7 protein-coding genes and 1 pseudogene are annotated in these 7,418 nt (G+C 72.8%); 4 read left to right on the forward strand and 4 right to left on the reverse strand.

Annotated elements, in window-relative coordinates; all coding sequences use genetic code 11:
• Positions 1 to 111 precede the first annotated feature (111 nt).
• Positions 112 to 294, reverse strand: a complete 183-nt coding sequence (locus ACWGIG_RS35140; protein ID WP_453325761.1) for a hypothetical protein — start codon at positions 292 to 294, stop codon at positions 112 to 114.
• 262 nt (positions 295 to 556) lie between these two features.
• Here ACWGIG_RS35140 and ACWGIG_RS35145 point away from each other — a divergent pair, with 262 nt between their 5' ends.
• Positions 557 to 1,597: an NUDIX hydrolase gene (locus tag ACWGIG_RS35145; RefSeq protein ID WP_453325762.1), complete on the forward strand. Its 1,041-nt coding sequence runs from the start codon at positions 557 to 559 to the stop codon at positions 1,595 to 1,597.
• Positions 1,598 to 1,679: 82 nt separating this feature from the next.
• Here ACWGIG_RS35145 and ACWGIG_RS35150 read toward each other — a convergent pair whose 3' ends face one another.
• Together ACWGIG_RS35150 and ACWGIG_RS35155 are read right to left on the reverse strand one after the other, a co-directional pair.
• A complete protein-coding gene (locus ACWGIG_RS35150; RefSeq protein WP_453325763.1) occupies positions 1,680 to 2,378 on the reverse strand; it encodes an MBL fold metallo-hydrolase in 699 nt (232 codons plus the stop codon).
• A 106-nt stretch (positions 2,379 to 2,484) separates the two neighbouring features.
• Entirely contained in the window at positions 2,485 to 3,852 is a 1,368-nt protein-coding gene (locus ACWGIG_RS35155; protein ID WP_453325764.1) for a M20/M25/M40 family metallo-hydrolase, read from the reverse strand.
• Between the two features lie 192 nt (positions 3,853 to 4,044).
• Here ACWGIG_RS35155 and ACWGIG_RS35160 point away from each other — a divergent pair, with 192 nt between their 5' ends.
• Positions 4,045 to 5,502 carry a geranylgeranyl reductase family protein gene (locus ACWGIG_RS35160; protein WP_453325765.1) on the forward strand — a complete coding sequence of 486 codons (1,458 nt, stop codon included), beginning with the start codon at positions 4,045 to 4,047 and terminating at the stop codon, positions 5,500 to 5,502.
• A gap of 139 nt (positions 5,503 to 5,641) precedes the next feature.
• Here ACWGIG_RS35160 and ACWGIG_RS35165 read toward each other — a convergent pair whose 3' ends face one another.
• Positions 5,642 to 6,091 carry a nitroreductase family deazaflavin-dependent oxidoreductase gene (locus tag ACWGIG_RS35165; RefSeq protein ID WP_453325766.1) on the reverse strand — a complete coding sequence of 150 codons (450 nt, stop codon included), beginning with the start codon at positions 6,089 to 6,091 and terminating at the stop codon, positions 5,642 to 5,644.
• Positions 6,092 to 6,292: 201 nt separating this feature from the next.
• On the opposite strand from ACWGIG_RS35165, the gene ACWGIG_RS35170 reads away from it, so the two are divergent.
• Both ACWGIG_RS35170 and ACWGIG_RS35175 read left to right on the forward strand, forming a co-directional pair.
• Complete coding sequence (locus ACWGIG_RS35170) at positions 6,293 to 6,991, forward strand: TetR/AcrR family transcriptional regulator (RefSeq protein WP_453325767.1); 699 nt, start codon at positions 6,293 to 6,295, stop codon at positions 6,989 to 6,991.
• A 221-nt stretch (positions 6,992 to 7,212) separates the two neighbouring features.
• Positions 7,213 to 7,418, forward strand: a pseudogene (locus ACWGIG_RS35175) (hypothetical protein); the annotation flags it as partial.

The following is a 7,418-nucleotide window of genomic DNA, read 5'->3' on the forward strand; positions in this document are numbered from 1 at the left end:
GGCTGCGCCTCAGCGCGCGACGGCCCCGGCGAGGCTGCGCCTCAGCGCGCGTCGGCCCTGGCGCGGCTGCGCCTCAGAGCGCCGCCGCGACGGCTCACGCGCGGCTGCGCCTCAGAGCGCCGCCGCCTCCGCCGGTGCCCCCTGGGCGACCACCACCAGGAAGGCGTCCGCGTCCAGGTCCATCACCACCTCCGCCAGACACCCCTCGGCGCGGCGGGCGTGCGCGTATTCCTCTGCGGGCCAGCTGCCGCGCGGGCCGCCGGCCGGGAAACGCCGCAATACAGTGCGGTGCATCTCGCACCCCTCTCGTCCGTGCTCCTGCTGTACTTCTGTGCGCCCAACGAGACTCCGTGACGACGGGTCACGGTCGCAGTCGTCCCGCAGGCGCCCCCGTATCTGCACCGACGCAGTAACCGGCCGTTTGCGTTGCCCGGATCCGGCCACAGGACGGCCACGGTTGTGTGCGGAAACGGCTCCAGGCACCATGCCGTCGGGCCCGGTGTTCGTGGCAGGGTGTTGCGGGCAGTCCACTGGGGGCTACGGCAGAGGGGGACCCGTGATCGTTTGGATCAACGGCGCGTTCGGAGCGGGCAAGACCAGTACCGCGCGCGAGCTGATCGATCTGATCCCGAACAGCACCTTCTACGACCCGGAGGTGATCGGCGCCGGACTCGGCCACCTGCTGCCGCCCAAGCGGCTCGCCGAGGTGAGCGACTACCAGGACCTGCCGATCTGGCGGCGGATGGTCGTGGACACCGCGGCGGCGCTGCTCGCCGAGGTGGGCGGGGTGCTCGTGGTGCCGATGACACTGCTGAGGCAGGAGTACCGGGACGAGATCTTCGGCGGGCTGGCAGCGCGCCGCATTCCCGTACGGCATGTGCTGCTCCAGGTCGACGAAACGATCCTGCGGGAGCGAATAGCGGCCCGCGAGGAGCCCGGCATGTCCGCGGCCGACGCGGAGGTACGGGTACGGCAGTGGGCGTACGACCACATCGAGCCCTACCGCGCCGCGCTCGGCTGGATCACCCGGGACGCGCACGTCGTCGACGGCGGCCGGAGCACGCCGTACGAGGCCGCCGAGCAGATAGCGGAGGCGGTACGGTCCGGGGCCGCCGCGGCCTGCGACATCGTGCAGACGCCCCCGCCGACCGCCGAGACCCTCGCGGCGGGGGTGCTGCTCTTCGACGCCGACGACCGGGTGCTGCTCGTGGACCCGACGTACAAACCGGGCTGGGAGTTCCCCGGCGGAGTGGTGGAGAGCGGCGAGGCGCCCGCGCGGGCCGGGGTGCGGGAGGTCGCCGAGGAGACCGGGATACGGCTCGGACAGGTGCCCGGGCTCCTGGTGGTCGACTGGGAACCGCCACGGCCGCCCGGCTTCGGCGGGATACGGATGCTGTTCGACGGCGGCCGGCTGGAGGACGGGGTGGCGGAGCGGGTGCTGCTGCCGGGACCCGAGCTGCGGGGGTGGCGGTTCGTCACCGAGGAGGAAGCGGCCGGGCTGCTGCCGCCCGACCGGTACGCGCGGCTGCGCTGGGCGCTGCGGGCCCGCGAACGGGGGACGGTGCTCAACCTGGAGGACGGGGTTCCGGTCGGCTGAGGGGTGGGTGCGGGAGGTGCGCACGCCCCGGGCGGCCAGGGGGGGGGGGGGGGGGGGGGGGGGGGGGGTGGGCCGGGAGGGTTCACCCGGCCGTCGACGCCCGCTCCGCCGCGGCGATGAGCGTCGTCGCGGCGTCCTGCGTCAGCGGCTCGCCGTGCCCGAAGCAGACGACGGACGGGGCGAGGGACGCCAGCCTGCGCATGGTGGCCAGCGCCTGCTCGGGGTCCACGTTGAGCACGCCCAGGACGACTTCGTCCGTGGCCGCGACGGCGTCGCCGGTGAACAGCACGCCGTGGTGCGGGAGATGGACGGCGAGGGAGCCGTCCGTGTGGCCGGGCGCGTGCACGATGCGCGCGCCGCCGCCGAAGCCGAGCAGGTCGGCGTCCTCCAGCTCCCGGTCGACCCGGGTGGGCGGCGGCTCGGGCAGCGTCTGCCCGTTCTCGTACAACGGGAGTTCCCGTTCGAGGGGCCGGGGCTTCGGGACGGGTGCGGTGCCGCGGACGACCGGGGCTTCCAGCCGGTGGGCGAACACCTCGGCGCCGTAGCGCTCCGCGAGTTCCTCGGCGGCGCCCACGTGGTCGTGGTGGCAGTGGGTGAGGACGATGCGGCGCAGATGGCGGGGGTCCGCGCCGGTACTCCGTATCGCCTCTTCGATGTCGGCCGCGGCGTCCCGGTGACCGGCGTCGATCAGGGTCAACTCGGCCCCGTCGCGCCAGAGATAGGCCCGGCCGACGGGGAAGCGGAGCATGTGCAGCTGCGGGAGTACTGCTACGAGGTCCATGCGGCGAACGTACGAGAAGACGTACGCCCGCCGCAGGGATCTTCGCTCAGCGCATAGTTCGCTCAGCGCTGATCAGAGCGTTCCGGCAGGGAGTTTGCAGGGAGTTTCAGACCTTCTTGGACTCGGCGTAGTTGGTGAGGAAGACCGCCTCGGCCACCGACAGGCGCTCCAGTTCCTCGGGGGAGACGCTCTCGTTCACCGCGTGGATCTGCGCCTCCGGCTCGCTCAGGCCGATGAGCAGGATCTCCGCCTCCGGGTAGAGCGAGGCGAGGGTGTTGCACAGCGGGATGGAGCCGCCCATGCCGGAGATCTGCATCTCCTCGCCCGGGTACGCGACGCGCATCGCGTCCGCCATCGAGGTGTACGCGGGGCTGGAGGTGTCCGCCTGGAACGGCTGACCCTGGCCGATCTGTTCGACCTCGATCCGCGCGCCCCACGGGGCGTGCGCGTGCAGGTGCGCCGTGAGCAGCTTGGTCGCCTGGGCGGCGTCCTGGCCCGGCGGCACCCGCAGGCTGATCTGCGCGCGTGCGCCGGCCTGCAGCGACGGGGTGGCGCCGACGACCGGCGGGCAGTCGATGCCGATGACGGTGACGGCGGGACGCGCCCAGATGCGGTCGGCGACCGTGCCGGTGCCGATCAGCTCGACACCGTCCCGGACCCTCGCGTCACCGCGGAACTCGTCCTCGGGGTACTGGAGACCGGTCCAACTCCCGTCCGCCACCAGGCCGTCGACGGTCGTCGATCCATCCGCGTCGCGCAGCGAGGCAAGCAGGTGGATCATCGCGGCGAGCGCGTCCGGGGCCGCACCGCCGAACTGGCCCGAGTGCAGGTTGCCTTCGAGGGTGTCGAGGGTGACCCGCAGCATCGTCATGCCGCGCAGGGTGGCCGTCACGGTGGGCAGGCCGACGCGGAAGTTGCCGGTGTCGCCGATGACGATGGTGTCGGCGGTCAGCAGGTCGGGGTGCGCCTCCGCGTACCGCTCCAGGCCGCCGGTGCCCTGCTCCTCGGAGCCCTCGGCGATGACCTTGACGGAGACGGGGACGCCGCCGTTCGCCTTGAGGGCGCGCAGCGCGAGCAGGTGCATGATGAACCCGCCCTTGCAGTCGGCCGCACCGCGCCCGTACCAGCGGCCGTCGCGCTCGGTCAGCTCGAACGGCGGGGACACCCACTTGTCCACTCCGAGCGGCGGCTGTACGTCGTAGTGCGCATACAGCAGTACGGTCGGCGCGCCCTCGGGACCGGGCAGGAAGCCGTACACCGACTGCGTGCCGTCAGGAGTGTCGAGCAGTGCGACGTCCTGGAAGCCCTCGGTGCGCAGGGCGTCGGCGCACCAGTTCGCGGCGGCCTCGCACTCGCTCTTGGGGAACTGCGCGGGGTCCGCCACCGACTGGAAGGCGACCAGCTCGGCGAGCTCCGACTTGGCGCGGGGCATCAGCTCGGCGACGGTCGCGGCGATCGGGTGGGTGGCGGTCATGGGCACGCTCCTCGTGGGTGCGACGGTGGATCGGGACGTGGTCCGCGGCACAGGCCGGCCGGCGTGCGCCGCGTGCTTGCGGTGGGTGGTTGCGTGGGTGCTTCGCGGACAGTTGTGTGTACGGCGAAGACATGACCGATCCTCCCACAGCGGACCGCGCTCCTGCCGCGCCGTAGGATGCCGCAGGAAAGCATGGGGCACGGGTCGGATCAGGAGCAGAAGCACATCGTGAGCAGCGAGAACGCAGACGCCGCAGCAGACGCCGGACACGAGCGGGGCGAGGACGGCGGGCCCGTGTGGGACGTCGTGGTGGTCGGGGCAGGTCCGGCCGGAGCCTCCGCGGCGTACGCGGCGGCCAGCGCCGGGCGGCGCGTCCTCCTGCTGGAGAAGGCGGAACTGCCCCGGTACAAGACGTGCGGGGGCGGCATCATCGGCCCCTCCCGCGACAGCCTCCCGCCCGGCTTCGTACTGCCGCTGCGGGACCGGATCCACGCCGTCACCTTCTCCCTCGACGGGAAGCTGACGCGCACCAGGAAGTCGAGGTCGATGCTCTTCGGGCTGGTCAACAGGTCCGAGTTCGACCAGGCGCTGGTCGAGCACGCGACGAAGGCGGGCGCGGTGCTCCGTACGGGCGCGACGGTCGCCCGCGTCGAGCAGCACGGCGCCGCGGTGCCCGACCGGCGCACGGCCGCGGTCGTGCTCTCGGACGGCGAGACGGTACTGGCCCGGGCGGTCGTCGGCGCCGACGGCAGCGCCAGCCGGATAGGGGCGCACGTCGGAGTGGAGATGGACCAGGTCGACCTCGGCCTGGAGGCGGAGATCCCGGTGCCGAAGACGGTCGCCGAGGACTGGGCGGGCCGGGTGCTCATCGACTGGGGCCCCATTCCCGGCAGTTACGGATGGGTGTTCCCCAAGGGGGACACGCTGACGGTCGGCGTGATCGCGGCCAAGGGCGAAGGGGCCGCCACCAAGCGGTACTTGACGGACTTCATCGCCCGCCTCGGCCTCGCCGGGTTCGAACCCTCCCTCTCCTCCGGGCACTTGACGCGCTGCCGGGCGGCCGGTTCTCCGCTGTCGCGGGGCCGGGTGCTGGTGTGCGGGGACGCGGCGGGACTGCTTGAGCCGTGGACCCGGGAGGGGATTTCCTTCGCGCTGCGGTCCGGACGGCTCGCGGGGGAGTGGGCGCTGCGCATCGCGGAGGCGCAGGACGCGGTCGACGCCCGGCGGCAGGCGCTGAACTACGCCTTCGCCGTCAAGGCGGGTCTGGGCGTGGAAATGGGCGTGGGCAAGCGCATGCTCGCGCAGTTCGAACGCCACCCGGCGCTGCTGCACACCGCCCTCACCGGGCTGCGGCCGGCCTGGAAGGCGTTCGCACGGATCACGAGCGGATCGACGACGCTGGCCGACCTGGTGCGGATGCACCCGATGGCCCAGCGGGTCCTGAACGCGGTGCACAAGTCCGACGCGGTCAAGGCGGCGGGTGCGGGCAGGGCTGACGCGGGCAGGGCTGACGCGGGCGTGAGTGATGCGGGTGTGAGCGATGTGGATGGGGCGGACGCGCACAAGGCGGACGTGGTCGATACGGACAAGGCCGAGGTGCGTAAGCCCGACGCGGGTGAGGCGGACGAGGGCAGGACAGATGTGAACTGAGCCGCCGCCGTTGCCGTCGCGCTGTGGCTGTGGCTGTGGCTGTGGCTGTGGCTGTGGCTGTGGCTGTGGCTGTACCCGACCCGTCGGACCCCTGTGGTCCGGCGGGTCGTTCTGTGTCCCGGGAGCCTGTGTCCGCGGGTCACTTCGTGACGGTGATGCGGAAGACCGGGTGCTTGGGGGCGGCGGCGAGCAGCTCCGCGTCCGTGGAGTCCGCGGTGATGTCGCCGAAGAAGCGGCCCACCTCCCAGCCCCACTTCTTGAGGTACGAGCGCAGGATCAGGGGCTTCTCGGTGTCGGGCACCTCCACCGCGGTGAACTGCTGTGCCCTGCGGCCGACTTGGAGCCTCCCGCCGCCGGCGGCACGCATGTTGCGGACCCACTCGGAGTGGCCGCGGGCCGAGACCAGGTAGGGGCCGCCCTCGTACGGGAGCGGGTTGACCGGGATGCGGCGCCACTCGCCGCTCTTGCGGCCGAGGACGGACAGCTCGGCGGTGCCGAGGATGCTGATGCCGTGCCGGGCGAGCCAGCCGACCGCGCCGTTGAGGAGGTTGTCGAAGCGGCCGGGCCTGACGTAGTGGGTGGCGCTCATGGTGGGGTCCCCTGTCGCTGGATCCGGCGCGGTTGCTGGATCGGTCGTTGCGAGAGCGGTGCTCTCGTTTGTGAGCACCAGTCTGCAATGGGTCGGTCATCCAAAGCAAGAGCAGTGCTCTCTGAGTTGTGCAGTGCTCACGAATCAGATCGGTGCTCTCGTTGTTGTGCAGCGCTCTCCGCCAGTGGCACACTCCTCCCCATGAGCACCATGCGCGGGGCCAGGGAGCGGGCCAGGATCGAAGTCACTGCCGCCATCAAGGAAGAGGCACGCAGACAGCTTGCGGCCGAAGGCGCCGCGAAGCTCTCGCTGCGCGCCGTCGCACGCGAACTGGGCATGGTCTCCTCCGCCCTGTACCGCTACTTCCCCAGCCGCGACGACCTCCTGACCGCCCTCATCACCGACGCGTACGACGCCGCGGGTGCGGCGGCGGAAGCAGCCCTCGCGGCGGCCCCGGACCACGCGGACCACCCGGCGCGGTGGCTCGCCGTGTGTGTGGCGGTACGGCGTTGGGCGCTCGACCACCCCCACGAGTACGCACTCCTCTACGGCACGCCCGTGCCGGGCTACAGCGCCCCGCAGGCCACCGTGGAGCCGGCCGCCCGGGTGGCCGGGGTGCTCATGTCGGTGGCACGCGACGCACACCGTTCCCGGGGGCTCGCCCTGGTGCGCATCCCCGGGGAACTGCGCCCCGAGGCGGAACGGCTCGCCGCGGACATCGCCCCGGACCTGCCGCCGGAGACGGCGGTGGCGTTCGCCGCGGTGTGGGCACAGTTGTTCGGGCTGATCTCCTTCGAGGTGTTCGGGCACTACCACCGGGTGGTCGAGGACCGGGACGCGTTCTTCGCCCACGCGGCGGGGGAGCTGGCGCGGACGGCCGGAGTGCTGCCGCAGGCCTGAGTGCTCCCGCAGGCTGAACGCGGCCGGCAGGGCTGAAATGCGGCCGACCGGGCTGAACGCGGCCGGCAGGGACAGGGTCGAGCACGCTGCCGCAGGCCCGGGCGCGTGGCCGGCGCCCGCCCCGTACCCGCCCCAAACCCGCCCCGTACTCCACCGGGAGTACGAGTGATCACCCCGCCGGGCCGACGCCCGCCCCGCCGTCCCGGTCTAGCGTGGCAGGCATGCCGCGAGACCACACACGCCGAGACCGTCCGCATCCGCACCCGACGGACGGCCGGACCGGCGGCCCCCCGTTCGCCCCGCCCCGCTGGGCCAGGCACTGGGACACCCACCCCGCCGAGCGCCGGCCGGGGATCGCGGGGCTGCCCTGGGCCTCGACCCTCGCCCTCGCCGCGTTCGTCCTCGTCGGTTCCCGGCTGGCCGAGGG

It is taken from the genome of Streptomyces sp. NPDC054863 (genome assembly GCF_053610825.1).

Excerpts from the sequence above, each read along its gene's own strand:
- ACWGIG_RS35140 (WP_453325761.1), bottom strand. The coding sequence starts at position 294 with ATGCACCGCACTGTATTGCGGCGTTTCCCGGCCGGCGGCCCGCGCGGC.
- ACWGIG_RS35150 (WP_453325763.1), bottom strand. The coding sequence starts at position 2,378 with ATGGACCTCGTAGCAGTACTCCCGCAGCTGCACATGCTCCGCTTCCCC.
- ACWGIG_RS35155 (WP_453325764.1), bottom strand. The coding sequence starts at position 3,852 with ATGACCGCCACCCACCCGATCGCCGCGACCGTCGCCGAGCTGATGCCC.
- ACWGIG_RS35160 (WP_453325765.1), top strand. The coding sequence starts at position 4,045 with ATGGGGCACGGGTCGGATCAGGAGCAGAAGCACATCGTGAGCAGCGAG.
- ACWGIG_RS35165 (WP_453325766.1), bottom strand. The coding sequence starts at position 6,091 with ATGAGCGCCACCCACTACGTCAGGCCCGGCCGCTTCGACAACCTCCTC.
- ACWGIG_RS35170 (WP_453325767.1), top strand. The coding sequence starts at position 6,293 with ATGAGCACCATGCGCGGGGCCAGGGAGCGGGCCAGGATCGAAGTCACT.